This is a genomic window from Capnocytophaga canimorsus, assembly GCF_002302565.1.
Lineage (GTDB): Bacteria > Bacteroidota > Bacteroidia > Flavobacteriales > Flavobacteriaceae > Capnocytophaga > Capnocytophaga canimorsus.
In genome coordinates this window covers 754,073-771,291 of sequence record NZ_CP022382.1, presented here as the reverse complement: position 1 = coordinate 771,291, position 17,219 = coordinate 754,073, and the positions used below count along the sequence as shown (strand labels likewise).

The window sequence follows — 17,219 nt, the reverse complement described above, 5'->3', positions numbered from 1 at the left end:
AGACTTCACAAGTAGAATTTGAATTACTTTTGTAATGATTTGTTTGAAAATATAATTTTTGTAAAACACGATGAAAATTAAAAGTTTACTATTGTTATTTTTGGTTACATTCTTTGCTTTAGCTCAAACGCCTCAAGAAATCACAGATTTAGGTTTAAAGACTAAGCAAGAGACACTTCCTACTGAAAAATATATGGAATTGCCTAATCCTGTGACAGCTAATTTGCAAAATTGGAGTTCAATAAAAGGAATCCATATAGGCTGGGGTTCAACAGACATTCGTTATAAAAAAGAGGAACCTATTCTTCATCTGGAAACAACCAAACACCTAAAAGCTTGGAAAGGAGAACGTATTTCTGCTCAAATAGGTATTTCAAATGCAGATAAAGATATTGAAATATCCGTAGAGGTTTCAGATTTAAAAAGCGGTAAATACAAAATTGGAAAAGAGCATTTTCAAACGGCTTTTGTGCGTTATGTAATGACCGACGAACTCAACAAAGATGGTAAAGGAGGTTGCGGATATCGTAAACCCACTGATTTTGATTCTACCCTCGTCGCTGATGTTCTTGATCATCACACAAAAAAAATAGAAATTGCAAAATACTCATCTCGTGGTATTTGGCTAAAAATGCAAATACCTCAAAATACAAAGGCAGGTAATTATAAAGGTTTTGTCACTCTGAAAAACAGAACAAAAATTCTTAAAAAATTACCTTTTGAAGTTCAGGTTTTACAACGTACTTTACCACAACCGAAAGATTGGAAATTTCATTTGGATTTATGGCAAAATCCGTATGCTGTGGCTCGTTATTTTGGTGTAACACCTTGGTCAGAAGCTCATTTCAAACATCTAAAAAGAGAAATGAAACTATATGCCGATGCAGGTGGAAAATCCATAACGGCTTCCATAATGTACGAACCTTGGGGCGGACAAACACAAGATTCTTTCAATTCTATGGTGATGTGGATGAAGAAGTTAGATGGCTCGTGGCACTTTGATTTTGCAGTATTTGACAAATGGATTGAATTTATGCACGAAATGGGAATAACCAAGCAAATCAATTGTTATTCGATGGTTCCTTGGAAATTGTCATTTCAATACTTCGACCAAGCGACAAATCAGTTACAAGTCATTAAAACACAACCAGGAGAGCCTGAATATGAAACAATGTGGACAGCAATGCTCACTGCCTTTGCGAAACATCTGAAAACAAAAGGTTGGTTTGAAAAAACGTACATTTCAATGGACGAACGCCCCAAAGAAGTAATGCATAAAGTATTGAAAATCATCAAGAACGCTGACCCTAATTTCAAAATATCTCTGGCAGGTGATTGGCATCAGGAGTTAGAGCCTTACCTCGATGATTATTGCGTTCCATTAAGCACCAAATACGAACAAAAAGTCCTCGAAAAAAGGCAACAACAGGGCAAAGTAACCACCTATTATACTTGTTGTACAGAACCTTACCCAAATACTTTTACTTTTAGCAAACCCGCTGAAAGTGAATGGTTAGCGTGGTATGCCGCTAAAGATAATCTGGACGGATATTTGCGTTGGGCATTAAATAGCTGGACGTCAGAACCTTTATTAGATAGCCGTTTTAGGGCTTGGGCGGCAGGAGATACTTATCTGGTTTATCCAATGGGAAGAAGTTCTATACGTTTCGAACGAATGATAGAAGGTATCCAATTTTATGAAAAGGTAAATATTTTACGTGAGGAATTTCATCAAAAACAGAACACTGAAGCACTCAAAAAAATAGAGAATGTTTTGCAACTTTTCGATGAAAACACTTTACCTCAAAATCCTGCATCGGAAGTTACAAAAAAAGCAAGAGAAGTTATTAACTCATTATAAATCAATAAAATAAATATGAATAAATTAGTTGCAATATTGGCTTTGTGCATATTCGGATTTTCAAATGCACAACAAAAAACACAAAACACTATATATCAATTTGTTGTAAAAGATATATACGGAGATGATTTTGCTCTTTCTCAATTGAAAGGTAAAAAGGTAATGATTGTAAACACCGCCTCGAAGTGTGGACTAACTCCTCAGTACGAAGGATTGGAGGCTTTATATCAAAAATATAAAGATAACGACTTTATTATCATTGGATTTCCTGCTAATAATTTTAAATCGCAAGAGCCTGGTAGCAACAATGAAATTGCAGAATTTTGTAAAATTAACTATGGTGTTAGTTTTCCAATGATGGAAAAAATTTCTGTAAAGGGAGAAGATACACATCCTTTATATAAATTCTTGACTTCTAAAAAATTAAACGGATTTGAAGATTCTGAGATACAATGGAATTTTCAAAAATATCTTATCGGAGCAGACGGAAAATTGGAAAAAATAATCGCTCCAAAAACTTCACCTCAAGATAAAGAAATTATTGATTGGATTGAAAAGTAAAGAATTGATTCAAAATTATATACAAAAAAATAAGTAATTTTTGTCAGGCTGAGCGAAGTCGAAGCCTTAGTTTATGAAGCTTCATTAACATACTCGTTTTCGCAACTTTGCCGAGCCTGACACTAAAAATTATCATCATACTTTTCATAACACAACAAAAATGATATGAGTTTAAAATTAGATATTTTAGCCTTTGGAGCTCACCCTGATGATGTAGAATTAGGTTGTTCGGGAACGATTGCCAAAGAGGTGGCTTTGGGCAAAAAAGTAGGAATTATTGACCTGACACAAGGCGAATTAGGTACGCGGGGTACTGCAGAAACCCGAAAAGAAGAAGCTCGAGAAGGAGCCAAAATCTTGGGTGTTGAAGTTCGTGAAAACCTAAAATTTGCTGACGGATTTTTTGTAAATGATAAGGCTCATCAGTTGGAAATTATTAAAGTAATCAGAAAGTATCGTCCTGATATTGTGCTTTGTAACACTATTGACGACCGCCATATCGACCACGCAAAAGGAAGTAAATTGGTCAGTGATGCGTGTTTTCTAAGCGGACTTCGAAAAATTGAAACTGAATTAAACGGAGAGAAGCAACAAGCGTGGCGACCCAAAGTTGTTTATCACTATATCCAATGGAAAAATATTCAACCTGATTTTGTGGTGGATATTTCCGAATTTATGGATAAAAAACTCGCTTCGGTTTTGGCGTATAAAACCCAGTTTTACGATGCAAATAGTAACGAGCCGAACACTCCAATTTCTGACAAAAACTTTCTGGATAGTGTAACTTATCGAGCGAGAGACTTGGGTCGATTAATTGGCGTGGATTTTGCAGAGGGATTTACGGTAGAGCGTGTCGTGGCTGTAAATTCACTTTATGATTTGAAGTAATTTTCTAAAAATCAGTAGAAAATTCTTTTTTAAAATAACTTGAAAACGAGTTTGATAGCTCGTATTTTTCTTCTTTTTATCAAGGAGAGAAGACAGAATATGAAATGAATTACAAAACAAATATAATCATTTGATTTTCAAAATTTTAATTAAAAATGAAATTAGCACTATTAACCATCGGAATTTTGGCTTTGTGTTTTATAGGAATTGCCATTAAAATTTGGGCTAAAAAAGACGGAAAGTTTGCAGGAACTTGCGCTAGTCAAAGTCCACACTTGAATAAAACGGGCGAACCTTGCGGTTTCTGCGGGAAAATGCCTGATGAGCAAGATTGTAAGAAATAAAGTCAGAAAATTTTGAACAATCAGGAAATATTATCCAAAAAAATTAAGGAAGCAAAAGAAGGCAATCAGAAGGCTTTCAGCTACTTACTTGATGAATTTTGGACAGATGTTTACAACTTTCAGCAAAAGCGTATCGGAGACGAAAATGATGTAGAAGATGTTGTTATTCAAACATTTGCGAAGGCTTTTGATAAAATCAATACATACAACGAAGAGTTCGCTTTCAAAACGTGGCTCATAGCGATTTCCAAAAACGTTCACGTTGATATGATTCGAGACCGAAAGAGAAGTTTACTACACACTTTTCGTCCTGAGGAGAATGAGGTGATAACCATTGCTGATGAAACACCAACCGTTGAAGATAGACTCATTATAGAGCAAAATCTTCACCGGTTACTTATTTGTATCAAACAACTTAAAGAGCCTTATCGTACTATAATACAACTCAGGTATTTACAAGAAAAATCGTATAAAGAAATAGCTGAAATTACGGCAAATACGCTTAGTAATGTAAAAGTGGTTTTACTCAGAGCTAAAAAGATGCTTGCGGAAATTATTCGCAATTCGTGATATTTTCTTCGAATTACTTTGCATTTTAAACCAATTAAAGGGGTAAAAGTGAATATTTGCCTTTAGAAATTGCATTCGCAAAGGGCTTCAACTTTTTATTTCACTAACATTTTTTTGTTTATTTATTTCATATTTTTGTCTCTAAACTTAGTAGATATGTACATTTATAACCTAACTTCGGTGGTGAGTATCGAAGTGCAAAAACAATGGCTCGATTGGCTCAAAAATGAATATGCTTTAAGTATAAAAAATAAAGGACAAATCGATGAAATACGTGTTTTTAAAATTTTAAATTTAGAACAAGAGCATACTTATGCTATTCATCATCAGACAAGTAGTCCGCAGAATTTGATGAGTTTCATACAAGAAGATATCCCTAAGCTACAAGCAGAATGTTTTAGAAAATTTTCAGACAAAGTACTAATGTTCGGGACGGAACTTAAAGAAATCGAATTATAAATAAGGAAGCACTAAACAAAAAAAACAAATCACGATGGAAGTAGTAAAAGCTAAAAAACATTTGGGACAACATTTCCTAAAAGACCTCAATATCGCTCAAAAAATTGCCGATACACTCTCTCTTTCGGGATATAGTAAGGTGTTGGAGATAGGTCCCGGAATGGGTGTGCTCACACAATTCCTTTTAAAGAAAGATACCGAAGTACACGTTATCGAAATCGACAAAGAATCGGTGAGTTATTTACAAAAAAACTTCCCTACTCTACAAAATAATATCATTAGTGATGATTTTTTGAAGTTCGATATCCTTTCATACTTCCGAAGTGAGCCTTTTGCCGTGATAGGTAACTTTCCTTACAACATTTCTTCGCAAATTATATTCAGAACACTCGAATTACGCGACTATATTCCTGAATTTAGTGGAATGTTTCAAAAAGAAGTGGCAGAACGTATCTGCGAAAAGCCAGGAAGTAAAACATACGGCATTCTGTCTGTACTAACTCAAGCCTTCTATGAAGCAGAATACCTATTCACTGTGTCAGAAAATGTGTTCAATCCGCCACCTAAGGTCAAAAGTGGAGTACTTCGACTACAGCGGAAGGCAAATTATCATCTCGACTGCGACGAAAAAAAGTTCTTTCACGTGGTAAAAACAGCGTTCAACCAAAGACGAAAAACGCTTCGTAACAGCTTAAAACAATTTCTTTCTAACGAAGAAGTCAAACAGAATAAAATCTTTAATAAACGTCCCGAACAACTCTCGTGGCAGGAATTTCAATATATTACAAATCTGATTTATTAAAGGGAGCAAGGATAAATTGTAAAGATTAAAGGATAAAGTTACAAGAACCAAGTAAAAAGGAACAAGGAGTGAGAAAAAAGTATAAAGAGTAAAGGATAAAGTTGCAAGAACCAAGTAAAAAGAGACAAGAAGTAAGGATAAAGTATAAAGGTTAAAGGATAAAGTTGTAAAAACTAAGTAAAAAAGAACAAGAAATAATAGAAAAGAATAGAGAAAAATAAAAATCAATATCCGAAAATTGAAAATAAATACAGAAAACCATAAAACAATATACGGAATACAGAAATCAATATCTGGAAATTAAAAACAAATATAAGAAAACACAAATCAATATCCGAAAACTGAAAATAAATACAGAAAAATACAAAACAACATACAGAATATAAAAAACAATACAAGAAAACTCAAAAAAAGAACCACAGCGTACAATTATAGCAATTATCAAGAATAATTAAAATATTTTTATCAAAAAATTTGTTTTATTTATTTTAAAAACATATATTTACGGCAGATTTTTTCTTCTCTTAATAAAAAAATATTTTATAAACCTAAAAAGTAAAAGCTATGGCAAAACAAATGACTTTTAAGCAGGAACATTACACGGCAGTAGCAGACTTTATTTCTGTAAGTTTCGAGAGAGATTTATCCGATTTCTCAAATGTATTTAAAACAATGAATGATTCTTATTTGGAAAAATTCAAACAAGCTATCGAGTTGGCTAAAAATTCAGTTTCAGCAACCGAACTAAAAATGAAACAAAAAGAAGCTACTAAGAAGCTGTATGAAACATCAAAAGAACTCAGCGATATTGTTTTATTACTAAAGAAATATGCTAAGAGAGCAAACGTTGATGTATCAATGTTGCAAGAAACCGTAAATCAACTAAAGGCAAGAAACGTAGAAACTCCCATAAAAACACTGCGTGATGCTCTTCCTTATCTAACAAGTGTATCAAATAAGCTCGAAGATATGCCAGAGAACTTCTTGGATAAGATACTTCCGCTGGTGACTTCTTTAGAAAACTTAAATACCGAGCAAAACAAACTGATGAACGAAGGAAAAAAGATAAGCAACGAAAGAAAACCTATCTACAAAAACCTTTATAAGTACATCAGTGAAATTGCCGAAGCAGGTAAAATCATCTATAAAGACAGCTATAAGAAAAGTGAATATACCATTTCAAAAATTTTGGCACGTGTTCAGAGTAAACAAGTTAATGTAAAGGATAAAGTATAAAGAAGTAAGGAATAAAGTTACAAAATCCAAATTTTAAGGAATAAAATTCCCCCTTTTAAGGGGGGTGGGGGGGATGTTTAGTAGCATAAGTCAAGTTTCAGGAAGTGAAATTTAAGTTACAAGTAACAAAATCCAAGTTTCAAGGAACAAAATTCCCCATTTTAAGGGGGTTAGGGGGATGTTAGAAAAAGAATTAAAATAAAAAACACCCTTTCTGTCAGGCTGAGCGAAGTCGAAGCCCAAAAAAGCACAAGGCTTCGACTTCGCTCAGCCTGACAATCCAAAAAATAAAATATTAGTAGAAATATTTTACTAAAGGTTAGACACAAAATACAAAAACCATACAAATCCTCTCAATAATTCCCCCTTTTAAGGGAGTTAGGGGGATGTAAAAACTCAAAAATCATCATTATAATAAAGGTACTCTATGTCAACATTTAAACTAACGGACGAACTTATTGAGCAAATCGAACTGCTTATCACCGAGAAGCGTAACAAGGAATTGGAGACGCTTTTAAATGATATGCACTACGCGGATATTGCCGAGATTATCCACGAATTGGATATCAAGGACGCTATTTATATCATACGATTGCTCGATACGGAAAAGACATCGGACGTTATCACAGAGTTAGATGAAGATTTTAGGGACAAGATACTCGAAAATATGTCCGCAAAGGAGATTGCGGATGAGTTAATTGAGCTTGATACGGACGATGCGGCGGATATCATCTCGGAACTTCCCGAAAATCGGAAGACAGAGGTAATTTCATACATCGAAGATGTCGAACACGCGAAGGACATCGTCGAGTTGCTTCGGTACGACGAAGATACCGCAGGGGGATTGATGGCTAAAGAGTTGGTAAGAGTCAATGAAAATTGGAATGTGCTCAAATGCGTAAAAGAAATGCGCGAACAAGCCGAGTTTGTAAAGCGAGTACACTCCATTTACGTGGTTGACGATAACGATGTGCTAAAAGGAAGGCTTTCACTGAAGGATTTATTAACCACATCAACCCGTTCAAATATCAAAGACATCTATATACCAAAGGTAGATTACGTTTACGTTACCGACACGGCGGAAGATGTAGCCCGAATAATGGCAAAATACGACTTAGAGGCTATTCCGGTAGTCGATGAGATGAAACGATTGGTCGGACGTATCACTATCGACGACGTGGTGGACGTTATCAAAGAGGAAGCAGAGAAAGATTATCAGTTAGCGGCAGGTATCACCCACGACGTAGAGGCTGACGATAGCATTTGGAAGCTCACCAAAGCCCGACTGCCTTGGCTGCTTATCGGAATGTTCGGAGGATTAGGGGCAGCAAGTATTATCAATGGGTTTCAAGGAGCTATGGAACGCTTTCCGGTGCTTTTAATCTTCATACCGCTCATTCAAGCTACTGCGGGAAATGTTGGTGTACAGTCATCAGCAATTGTAGTACAGGGACTTGCTAACGATTCTATTGACGGCGAAATATGGGGTAGGTTATTTAAAGAATTTCTTTTGGGTTTGATAAATGGATTAGCTATTGCCACAGTGGTGATTCTGGTTAGCCATTTTGCCTTCCAGACTAGCTATCTTATCAGCCTGACTGTAGCTGTTGCCTTAGTAACTGTGATAATTAACGCAGCAGTTATCGGAACTTTTATTCCTATCTTCCTACACAAGCGAGGGATTGACCCTGCTGTTGCCACAGGTCCGTTTATTACCACAAGTAACGACGTATTGGGTATCCTGATTTACTTTTCTATCGCGAAGATTATTTTAGGTTTTTAACCTAAGAAAGGAAAAAACTTACGAAGTATTGCTTTTCGGCGATATGCTCGTATCCATTTGCCTTGCTCGGCTGTAACTAAATAGGGGAGTGCCTTTTTCGCTTTGAAATATCCTATGATATAATCAAAAAATAGCGAAAACTGATGCTTTTTATAAGCTAATTTGGCAGAAGCAAGCAAAGAAAGTAAAAAACCATAGCGTAATCGGTAGAAAACGCTTCCTTGCAGATACCGAGCTTCTCGGCTATATCCGGCACCAGTAGGTCGAAGATGTTTGACGTGCAATTTAGGATCAATTTTGACTTCCCAACCATAGAAACGAGCCAAAAGTTCGTCAGCGGTATCCCATCCCATAGCTTCTTTAAGCCCTCCAATAGCCTCAAAACAAGTTTTACGATAGGCTTTAATAGGTCCGCGTAGGTGATCAAGATTCGTCAAATCCTCAAGCACCCAATCATTAACGTGTTGTATATAACAAACTCCGCCACACATTCCTATATTAGGGAATTGGGTAAAATAATGAGCTACTTGCTCTAAATAATTTGAAGGGAATATTAAATCAGCATCAAACTTGCAAATTACATTAGCGTTAGGTGTTACAAATGGAAGTCCTACGTTAAAAGCTTTTACCACTTTAGCTCCTGGCAAATGGGTTGTTCCGTTTTCGTTACGAACAACCCGAATGCAGGAGTGATTTTTAGCTAAACGCTCTAGTATAAGCGAAGTGTTGTCAGTAGAATGGTCATCTACTACAATGATTTGAAAGCTTTTGTAACTTTGTTCTAAAAGCGAGTTGAGTGTTGCTTCGATGGTCTGTGCCTCATTATGAGCTGGTATAACGATACCGAAATATATCATCGGTTATTTTGTTTTTACTACCCACTCTCCTCGTTCTAGTAAAGGAAGTGCTTGTTTAAATTTGAGTTCCTTAATTTCTCCGCTAAGGATGTTTTGAATGGTCACACGTTCATTTCGCCCTATTTTAGGTTGTTCGCGAACAATGGTTTCTGTTACTTGCGGACGCTTAGGCATTTGCCCTGCTTGTCGGTGACGCTCTGCCATTTCTTCGGAATTAAGCACTTCCTCTTTGGAAGTTTGATAATTTTCCTTCACTTGGCGCGGAACGTGAGCCTCTTGCAAGGTTTCAGGATTCTGAGTAGGCAATTCCCCCTTAAACAAGAAGGAAACAATCTCCTTATTCACTCTTTCAATCATCGATTTGAACAATTGGAAAGCCTCAAACTTGTAAATCAGTAACGGGTCTTTTTGTTCGTGTACTGCTAATTGAACGGATTGTTTGAGTTCGTCCATTTTACGAAGGTGAGTCTTCCATTCTTCATCAATGATGGCTAAAGTAATATTCTTTTCAAAGTCATTGATTAATTTTTTGCCTTGAGATTCGTAGGCTTCTTTCAAATCAGTAACGATATTGAGTGTTTTTTGCCCGTCAGTAAACGGAACCACAATGCGCTCATAATGATTTGATGGGTTTTCGTACACCGATTTAATCACAGGAAAAGCCGTTGCTGCGCTTCGTTCGGTTTTGTTTTGGTAGTGCTTCAAAATTTCGTAGTACAAGATAGAAACTAGCTCGTTTACTGATTTTTTAGCAAATTCTCCTTCCGTAATTTGTGTTTTTAAAGAAAAATATTTGATAACCTCGAACTCAAAATTACGATAATCGTTGGCAGGTTTGTTACTTTGAAGAATTACTTCGCAAGTATCAAAAATCATATTGGCTAAATCTACTTTAAGGCGCTTACCTTCCAAGGCATTTCGGCGGCGCTTGTAAATCACCTCACGTTGTGCATTCATCACGTCGTCATACTCAAGCAAACGTTTACGTACGCCAAAACTGTTTTCTTCTACCTTCTTCTGAGCCCTTTCAATGTGTTTAGTCATCATAGAATGCTGAATTACATCACCTTCTTTGTGTCCTAAACGATCCATCATACGAGCAATTCTGTCGGAACCGAAAAGTCGCATTAAGTTGTCTTCAAGAGATACGTAGAAGAGGGAACTTCCAGGGTCACCTTGTCGTCCTGAACGTCCACGCAACTGTCTGTCTACACGACGAGAATCGTGGCGTTCGGTTCCGATAATTGCTAAACCACCTGCATTTTTAACTGCTTCGGTAAGCTTAATGTCGGTACCCCTACCTGCCATATTGGTTGCTATGGTAACCACTCCTGATTTTCCTGCTTCTGCCACAATGTCAGCTTCTTTTTTATGCAATTTTGCGTTAAGCACATTATGGGGTATTTTACGCATTGTAAGCATTCGGCTTAACAATTCGGAAACCTCTACGGAAGTAGTACCGATAAGTACTGGTCGTCCTTGCTCAGAAAGTCTGGTTACCTCATCAATTACTGCGTTATATTTTTCGCGTTTTGTCTTGTAGATTAAATCGTTTTGGTCTTTTCTGGCAATCGGACGATTGGTTGGAATTTCCATTACATCCAATTTGTAGATTTCCCAAAACTCACCTGCTTCGGTAATCGCCGTACCAGTCATTCCCGCCAATTTATTGTACATACGGAAATAATTCTGTAACGTGATAGTGGCATAGGTTTGGGTTGCTGCTTCGATTTTAACATTTTCCTTAGCTTCAATGGCTTGATGCAATCCGTCGGAATAGCGACGTCCGTCCATAATACGTCCAGTTTGTTCATCAACGATGAGTACTTTGTTGTCGATAACTACATACTCTACATCTTTCTCAAACAAAATATATGCCTTAAGTAGCTGATTCAAAGTATGAATACGTTCGCTTTTGACATTAAAATCTTGGAAAAGTTTATCTTTTAGATTTGCTTCTTCTTCAATAGGAAGCCCTTGTTTTTCAATATTAGCAATTTCAATACCGATATCGGGCAATACAAAGAAATTTTTATCTCCTCCAAAAGAAATATCTCTGAAACCTTTATCAGTAAGTTCTATTTGATTGTTTTTTTCGTCAATAACAAAGTAAAGTTCCTCATCTACTTTTGGCATCTCTCTGTTATTGTCTTGCATATAGAAGTTTTCCGTTTTTTGCAGAATTTGCTTCACTCCTTCTTCACTTAAGAATTTGATAAGTGCCTTATTTTTAGGTAATCCTCTATATACTCGGAGTAGTAAAAATCCTCCGTCTTTTACATTACCTTCTGCAATTAGTTTTTTAGCCTCGGCAAGAACTCCAGTTAAATACGTACGTTGTTTGGTGACCAAATCGGCAACAACAGGTTTGAGAGCATCAAACTCGTGGAGTTCGCCTTTTGGGGTAGGTCCTGAAATGATTAGTGGAGTTCGTGCATCGTCAATTAGAACGGAATCGACCTCATCGACAATGGCAAAATTATGGGAGCGCTGTACTAAATCGGCTGAAGTATGCGCCATATTGTCACGTAAATAATCGAAACCGAACTCATTATTCGTTCCGTAGGTAATGTCAGCTTCGTAAGCTTTGCGACGTTCTTCAGAATTAGGTCTGTGATTATCAATACAATCTACTCTCAAGCCGTGAAACTCAAACAGAGGTCCCATCCAGGCACTATCACGACGTGCTAAATAATCGTTTACAGTAACCAAATGCACTCCTTTTCCGGTAAGAGCATTAACATATACGGGTAAAGTAGCCACCAAAGTTTTTCCTTCCCCTGTTTGCATCTCAGCAATTTTACCCTGATGTAAGGCAATACCACCTATAAGTTGCACGTCATAATGCACCATATCCCAAGTGACAGCCTTACCTGCGGCATCCCAAGAGTTTTTCCAAATCGCTTTATCATCTTGTAAAGAAACATAAGTTTTTGTAGCAGAAAGCTCTCGGTCAAAAGGAGTTGCGGTAACCTCAATAGTCTCATTTTGAGAAAATCGGCGCGCTGTTTCTTTCATCACGGCAAAAGCCTCAGCAAGCAACTCATTAAGTGTTTTTTCTGAAACTTCATATGCTTCAACATTGAGTTTGTCAATTTCTGTATAGAAATCTTCCTTTTTGTCGATATCTTCAGTTTGATCAGCTTGTTGTTGTAAATCGGCTATTTTTTCGTCCCATTTGGCTCTTGCCTGTCCAATACGTTGCTTAAACTCAATGGTTTTTGCGCGTAGCTCATCATTAGAAACTTTCTCTAAATCAGCGGCATAAGTTTTGATTTTTGCCACGATAGGCTCTATAGCTTTAATATCTTTTTTTGCTTTATCTCCAACAAAAATTTTAATTAATGAATTAACAATACTCATAATTTTCTTTACTTCTGAATTTTATAATCTTTGATTTTCTATTTGCCTTGAAACGCAATAAACGTACCAATATTTTTTGAACTGCCAAATATACAGAAAATTAAAAAGCCCTTTACAAAAAGGGCTCTATTTTTTTATTATTTGGATTAATTTTGTCAGAGATTATAAAAAATCTCACGTTTTTGTTTCCAAAATGCTGTTGTGACTACACAGAATTAATATTCGTCTTCATTCCAAAGGTAATCTTCTTCAGAAGGATAATCAGGCCAAATCTCTTCTATTGATTCATACATATCACCTTCATCTTCAAGAGATTGTAGGTTTTCAACTACCTCTAAAGGGGCACCTGTACGGATAGCATAGTCAATCAACTCATCTTTTGTAGCCGGCCAAGGAGCATCGCTCAAATAAGATGCTAATTCTAATGTCCAATACATAATTTGATAGATTTTAAAAATTTGTGCAAAAATATATTTTAATTTGAAATATCCAAATTTTTAAACTTATAAATTCGTAAACCTACTACTATAATGGTGAGAATTTATGTATTTCAAGCATTTAATCTCGTAGAACAGCCCCTAACTTCTCCTGAAGTTGTTGCTGTATCTTTTGCATCGTTTTATCAATTTGCTTGTCTGTTAATGTTTTATTGTCATCTTGTAACGAAAAACTTACCGCATAACTTTTCTTCCCTTGCGGAAGTTTGTTCCCTTGATAAACGTCAAACAAACTCACATTTTTCAAAATAGATTTTTCGGTTGCAAATGCTAAATCATAAATTGCTTTGAATAGTACATCTTCATCAACAAGCAAAGCCAAATCACGTCGCACTCCTGGAAATTTTGAAATTTCCTTGTAAACTATTTTTTGTTCCTTAATTTGGTTCAACAATTCACTCCAATTCAAATCGGCAAAAAGCACTTCTTGCTTGATGCCGAAATCCTTAAGTATCTTGGATTTAACTACTCCAATCACACCTATGACTTGATCTTGAAACACTAACTGTAAACCTTCTTGACAAACAGAAATAGGTGCTATGGGAAGTTCAGTTACATTTTTCAAATTCAATCGCTCAAAAATAGCGTTTACTACTCCTTTTAGTTGGAAAAAATCAGATTTTTGTTGAGCTTCTCCCCAATGTTCGTCGGTTTTATTTCCAGAGAGATAAATCATCAAGTGTTTATTTTCCAAGTAATCTTTATCCGATTTTGCATAAGTTTTTCCAAACTCAAAGAATTTTAAATCGTTATGTCTTCTATTCAAATTATAAGCTACTGATTCTAAGCCAGAGAAAAGCAAATTACGACGCATAAAACTCAAGTCATTGCTAAGTGGATTTAGAATTTTAACGGCTGCTTGTGCATCAGTTTCGTATTGTGAAATGAATTTTTCAGGCACCAAACTGTTAGTCATAATCTCATAAAAACCTTGTCCGATAAGTTGTGCTCCTACTACATTCTGTACATTATGGTCATCGTATTTGGAAGAGTGCGACATTGATGCGTTAATCTTATTGGAAAATTCCACATTATTGTAACCATACACACGTAAAATCTCCTCTATTACATCAACCTCTCTTTGTACATCTACGCGATAAGAAGGTACTAAAAGCCCTAATCCGCGCTCTGTTACGGAATTGATTTTAATATCTAATGAATGTAAAATTCCTTTAATATCATCACTTGGAATGACTTGCCCTATCAGCTTATTTACTTTTTCAAAGGTCAAAAATACTTGAAACTCTTCTTGTTTTTTGGGATATAAGTCCACAATGTCGGACGAAATTTCACCACCAGCTACTTTCTGAATTAGTAAAGCAGTGTGCATTAGTGCATACTTAACATCAGCGATATTGATACCTCGCTCAAAACGGAAAGAAGCATCGGTACTTAATCCGTGTCTTTTCGCACTTTTGCGAACGCTAACAGGGTTAAAATAAGCACTCTCCAAGAATATATTTTTAGTACGCTCACTTACTGCAGAGTGCATTCCGCCTAAAACTCCAGCTATGCACAAAGGCTTATCGGCATCGTAAATCATTAAATCTTCAGCATCTAATGTTCGCTCGACACCATCTAAAGTGGTAAATTTAGCTCCTGCTTCTGCTTTTTTAACCACTACTTTTTTCCCACATATTTGGTCGGCATCAAAGGCGTGTAGCGGTTGCCCCAACTGATGTAGTACGTAATTGGTTGCATCTACCACATTGTTTTTAGGATTTACACCAATGGCTTTCAGTCTGTTTTGTAACCACATTGGAGATTCCGTGACTTTAACCCCACTAATTGTAACTCCAGCGTAACGTGGTGCTAATTCTTTATCAATAACTTCTACATCAAGTTTTACCAGACGATTATCCACGTGAAACTTAGTTACTGAAGGCGTTATCATCTGCAAAGAAATTCCTTTTTGGAGCATTCCTGCCCTTAAATCACGCGCCACTCCGTAATGGCTCATTGCATCGGCTCGATTAGGGGTTAGCCCTATTTCAAAAACCTCATCGGTTTCTACTTCAAAGACTTCACTACAAGGTGTTCCAGGCTCGTATTTATCATCTAAAACCAAAATACCTTCGTGACCTTTACCGAGCCCAAGCTCATCTTCGGCACAAATCATACCATAACTTTCCTCGCCTCGGATTTTACCTTTTTTAATTTCAAAAGGATTTCCGTTTTCATCATATAATATTGTACCGATGGTTGCTACAGGCACTTTTTGCCCTTGTGCCACATTAGGAGCGCCACAAACAATTTGTAGTACGTTGCCTTCCCCAATATCTACTTTCGTTACTTTCAATCGGTCGGCATTTGGGTGTTGCTCACATTGTAAAACGTGCCCTACGACTACGCCTTTAAGTCCGCCTTTGACACTTTCAAAGGTTTCAATGCCTTCTACTTCAAGTCCTAAATCGGTCAATAAAGCCGCTGTTTGTTCCGAACTCCAATCCGTTTTGATAAAACTCTTAACCCAATTGTATGAAATCTTCATAAATTATTTTTAAAATTTAAGTAATTGATTTAAAGTTGTTAGTGAGAGTAAAATAAAATCTTTTTTACTTTAAAATCAGGCAAAGATACGATTTTTACAAAAACCACAAACCGTTATGCTCTCTAAAAATCATCCCATCCCATTCTTCCGTTTTTTGATAAACGCTAAAACTGGGCACTGAAATATGAATCAAATCATCAAAGATAGCTATAATTTTACTTTTATAATGTATCAACTTATTATGCTTCATATAAAAAAGAGAAAAATAGCTATAAAGGGCTGTTGTTTAACCATTGTTTGTAAAAAAATAGTACTTTTATGCCCTAAACGGATTAAAAATAGAGTATGACTGATCATCAAAAACGAGTTTCGGAGGTAAGGCAGTTCTTTGAAAATAAAGATACTATCCTTGGATTTCGGCGTTTGCTTGACGTGGCTGCTGACACACAAGATATGGATATCTATCGTCGATGTATTGCTTTAACGGATTGGAAATCGCATCACGAATCCGAAGAAGCAGATTTTATAACAAAATCACTTGAATTGCTTGAAGATATTGGTAAATTCTCAGTAACAGTAGCTGATCGTAGCCTTCCAGTACTTGAAGCCAAAGGTATTGCTAAGAGTTATGGTATCGGGAAATTTTACCTATCTCCCATATCAATTAGCATAAAAAAAGGAGAAATTTACGGATTAGTAGGTGAAAACGGTAATGGAAAAACAACCTTGCTCCGTATTTTAGCCAAAGATCTTAGCCATAATGTGGGGAACCTAAAATATCATTTCAATTCTAAACCTAAGGATGCTTATGATTTACGTACTAAGCTGGTTTACATTCCGCAACGTACCGAAAAGTGGTACGGAAGTTTGCTGGACAACTTACGCTTTGTGCTTTCTAATTACGGGACTTCACCTGATGAGATAGAACCTCGTGTACTGATGATGGTAGCTCGTTTAGGGCTTTGGAAATATAGACACTTGAAGTGGAGCGAATTATCTTCTGGTTATAAAATGCGTTTTGAGTTGGCACGTACGTTACTTCGCAAGCCCGAAATTTTGTTGCTGGATGAACCTTTGGCAAATCTTGATGTATTGGCACAGCAAGTGATATTGGAAGATTTGAAATCGATATGCGCTTCTTTGAGTCATCCTATAGCTTTGATACTTAGCTCACAACAACTCTATGAGGTGGAAAAAAATTCAGATCAGGTCATCTTCTTAAAACAAGGTAAGTATCAGGATTTGAAATCCTCTCAAATGAAAACACCACAAGCCCGTATCATTGAGATAGACACCTCGGCTACACGTGAGCAACTGATGCAAGTTTTTGAAGAACTTCCGTTAGAACAGATTCAATTTAATGGGGGAATTTTTGTAGTGTATTTTGATACAAATCTTCCTTTGAGCGAGGTGCTTATTGCCTTAGGAAGACATAAAATTCCTATCACATATCTTCGAGATATTACTTTATCTACACGTCGTTTTTTTGTAAACTAAATGATTCAAA

General features: G+C 36.3%; 14 protein-coding genes. 10 read left to right on the top strand and 4 right to left on the bottom strand.

Going from position 1 to position 17,219, the window contains the following annotated elements; all coding sequences use genetic code 11:
* The first annotated feature begins 70 nt into the window (after positions 1-70).
* From CGC47_RS03370 to mgtE, 9 genes are all read left to right on the top strand, one after another.
* On the top strand, positions 71-1,861 hold the full coding sequence (locus CGC47_RS03370) for a DUF4091 domain-containing protein (protein ID WP_052456179.1): 1,791 nt from the start codon (positions 71-73) through the stop codon (positions 1,859-1,861).
* A gap of 15 nt (positions 1,862-1,876) precedes the next feature.
* Positions 1,877-2,422, top strand: a complete 546-nt coding sequence (locus tag CGC47_RS03365) for a glutathione peroxidase (RefSeq protein WP_042001749.1) — start codon at positions 1,877-1,879, stop codon at positions 2,420-2,422.
* A gap of 165 nt (positions 2,423-2,587) precedes the next feature.
* Complete coding sequence (gene bshB1 / locus CGC47_RS03360) at positions 2,588-3,310, top strand: bacillithiol biosynthesis deacetylase BshB1 (RefSeq protein ID WP_042001747.1); 723 nt, start codon at positions 2,588-2,590, stop codon at positions 3,308-3,310.
* A 155-nt stretch (positions 3,311-3,465) separates the two neighbouring features.
* Positions 3,466-3,654, top strand: coding sequence for a hypothetical protein (locus CGC47_RS03355; RefSeq protein ID WP_042001744.1), 189 nt, complete (start codon positions 3,466-3,468; stop codon positions 3,652-3,654).
* A gap of 12 nt (positions 3,655-3,666) precedes the next feature.
* Entirely contained in the window at positions 3,667-4,224 is a 558-nt protein-coding gene (locus tag CGC47_RS03350; protein ID WP_013997671.1) for an RNA polymerase sigma factor, read from the top strand.
* Positions 4,225-4,380: 156 nt separating this feature from the next.
* Positions 4,381-4,683 (top strand): DUF4286 family protein, encoded by a 303-nt coding sequence (locus CGC47_RS03345; RefSeq protein WP_042001741.1) that lies wholly within the window; start codon positions 4,381-4,383, stop codon positions 4,681-4,683.
* 34 nt (positions 4,684-4,717) lie between these two features.
* On the top strand, positions 4,718-5,485 hold the full coding sequence (gene rsmA, locus CGC47_RS03340) for a 16S rRNA (adenine(1518)-N(6)/adenine(1519)-N(6))-dimethyltransferase RsmA (RefSeq protein WP_095899983.1): 768 nt from the start codon (positions 4,718-4,720) through the stop codon (positions 5,483-5,485).
* Positions 5,486-6,049: 564 nt separating this feature from the next.
* A complete protein-coding gene (locus CGC47_RS03335) occupies positions 6,050-6,721 on the top strand; it encodes a hypothetical protein (protein ID WP_042001738.1) in 672 nt (223 codons plus the stop codon).
* Between the two features lie 427 nt (positions 6,722-7,148).
* Positions 7,149-8,504 carry a magnesium transporter gene (mgtE, locus tag CGC47_RS03330; protein WP_013997666.1) on the top strand — a complete coding sequence of 452 codons (1,356 nt, stop codon included), beginning with the start codon at positions 7,149-7,151 and terminating at the stop codon, positions 8,502-8,504.
* Here mgtE and CGC47_RS03325 read toward each other — a convergent pair.
* The 4 genes from CGC47_RS03325 to pheT form a co-directional block, all read right to left on the bottom strand.
* Positions 8,501-9,361: a glycosyltransferase gene (locus CGC47_RS03325; RefSeq protein WP_042001735.1), complete on the bottom strand. Its 861-nt coding sequence runs from the start codon at positions 9,359-9,361 to the stop codon at positions 8,501-8,503. The genes mgtE and CGC47_RS03325 overlap by 4 nt on opposite strands.
* A gap of 3 nt (positions 9,362-9,364) precedes the next feature.
* Positions 9,365-12,724 carry a preprotein translocase subunit SecA gene (gene secA, locus CGC47_RS03320; RefSeq protein ID WP_095899982.1) on the bottom strand — a complete coding sequence of 1,120 codons (3,360 nt, stop codon included), beginning with the start codon at positions 12,722-12,724 and terminating at the stop codon, positions 9,365-9,367.
* Between the two features lie 215 nt (positions 12,725-12,939).
* On the bottom strand, positions 12,940-13,161 hold the full coding sequence (locus CGC47_RS03315; protein WP_013997663.1) for a DUF2795 domain-containing protein: 222 nt from the start codon (positions 13,159-13,161) through the stop codon (positions 12,940-12,942).
* A 121-nt stretch (positions 13,162-13,282) separates the two neighbouring features.
* A complete protein-coding gene (pheT, locus tag CGC47_RS03310; RefSeq protein ID WP_042001732.1) occupies positions 13,283-15,712 on the bottom strand; it encodes a phenylalanine--tRNA ligase subunit beta in 2,430 nt (809 codons plus the stop codon).
* A 345-nt stretch (positions 15,713-16,057) separates the two neighbouring features.
* Here pheT and CGC47_RS03305 point away from each other — a divergent pair, with 345 nt between their 5' ends.
* The gene (locus CGC47_RS03305; RefSeq protein WP_095899981.1) at positions 16,058-17,209 is read left to right on the top strand and encodes an ABC transporter ATP-binding protein; all 1,152 of its coding nucleotides are present in this window, start codon (positions 16,058-16,060) and stop codon (positions 17,207-17,209) included.
* Positions 17,210-17,219 lie beyond the last annotated feature (10 nt).

What these genes read in the sequence shown, in the direction of transcription:
- CGC47_RS03370 (WP_052456179.1), top strand. Translation starts at nt 71, where the DNA reads ATGAAAATTAAAAGTTTACTATTGTTATTTTTGGTTACATTCTTTGCT.
- CGC47_RS03365 (WP_042001749.1), top strand. Translation starts at nt 1,877, where the DNA reads ATGAATAAATTAGTTGCAATATTGGCTTTGTGCATATTCGGATTTTCA.
- bshB1 (WP_042001747.1), top strand. Translation starts at nt 2,588, where the DNA reads ATGAGTTTAAAATTAGATATTTTAGCCTTTGGAGCTCACCCTGATGAT.
- CGC47_RS03355 (WP_042001744.1), top strand. Translation starts at nt 3,466, where the DNA reads ATGAAATTAGCACTATTAACCATCGGAATTTTGGCTTTGTGTTTTATA.
- CGC47_RS03345 (WP_042001741.1), top strand. Translation starts at nt 4,381, where the DNA reads ATGTACATTTATAACCTAACTTCGGTGGTGAGTATCGAAGTGCAAAAA.
- rsmA (WP_095899983.1), top strand. Translation starts at nt 4,718, where the DNA reads ATGGAAGTAGTAAAAGCTAAAAAACATTTGGGACAACATTTCCTAAAA.
- CGC47_RS03335 (WP_042001738.1), top strand. Translation starts at nt 6,050, where the DNA reads ATGGCAAAACAAATGACTTTTAAGCAGGAACATTACACGGCAGTAGCA.
- mgtE (WP_013997666.1), top strand. Translation starts at nt 7,149, where the DNA reads ATGTCAACATTTAAACTAACGGACGAACTTATTGAGCAAATCGAACTG.
- CGC47_RS03325 (WP_042001735.1), bottom strand. Translation starts at nt 9,361, where the DNA reads ATGATATATTTCGGTATCGTTATACCAGCTCATAATGAGGCACAGACC.
- secA (WP_095899982.1), bottom strand. Translation starts at nt 12,724, where the DNA reads ATGAGTATTGTTAATTCATTAATTAAAATTTTTGTTGGAGATAAAGCA.
- CGC47_RS03315 (WP_013997663.1), bottom strand. Translation starts at nt 13,161, where the DNA reads ATGTATTGGACATTAGAATTAGCATCTTATTTGAGCGATGCTCCTTGG.
- pheT (WP_042001732.1), bottom strand. Translation starts at nt 15,712, where the DNA reads ATGAAGATTTCATACAATTGGGTTAAGAGTTTTATCAAAACGGATTGG.
- CGC47_RS03305 (WP_095899981.1), top strand. Translation starts at nt 16,058, where the DNA reads ATGACTGATCATCAAAAACGAGTTTCGGAGGTAAGGCAGTTCTTTGAA.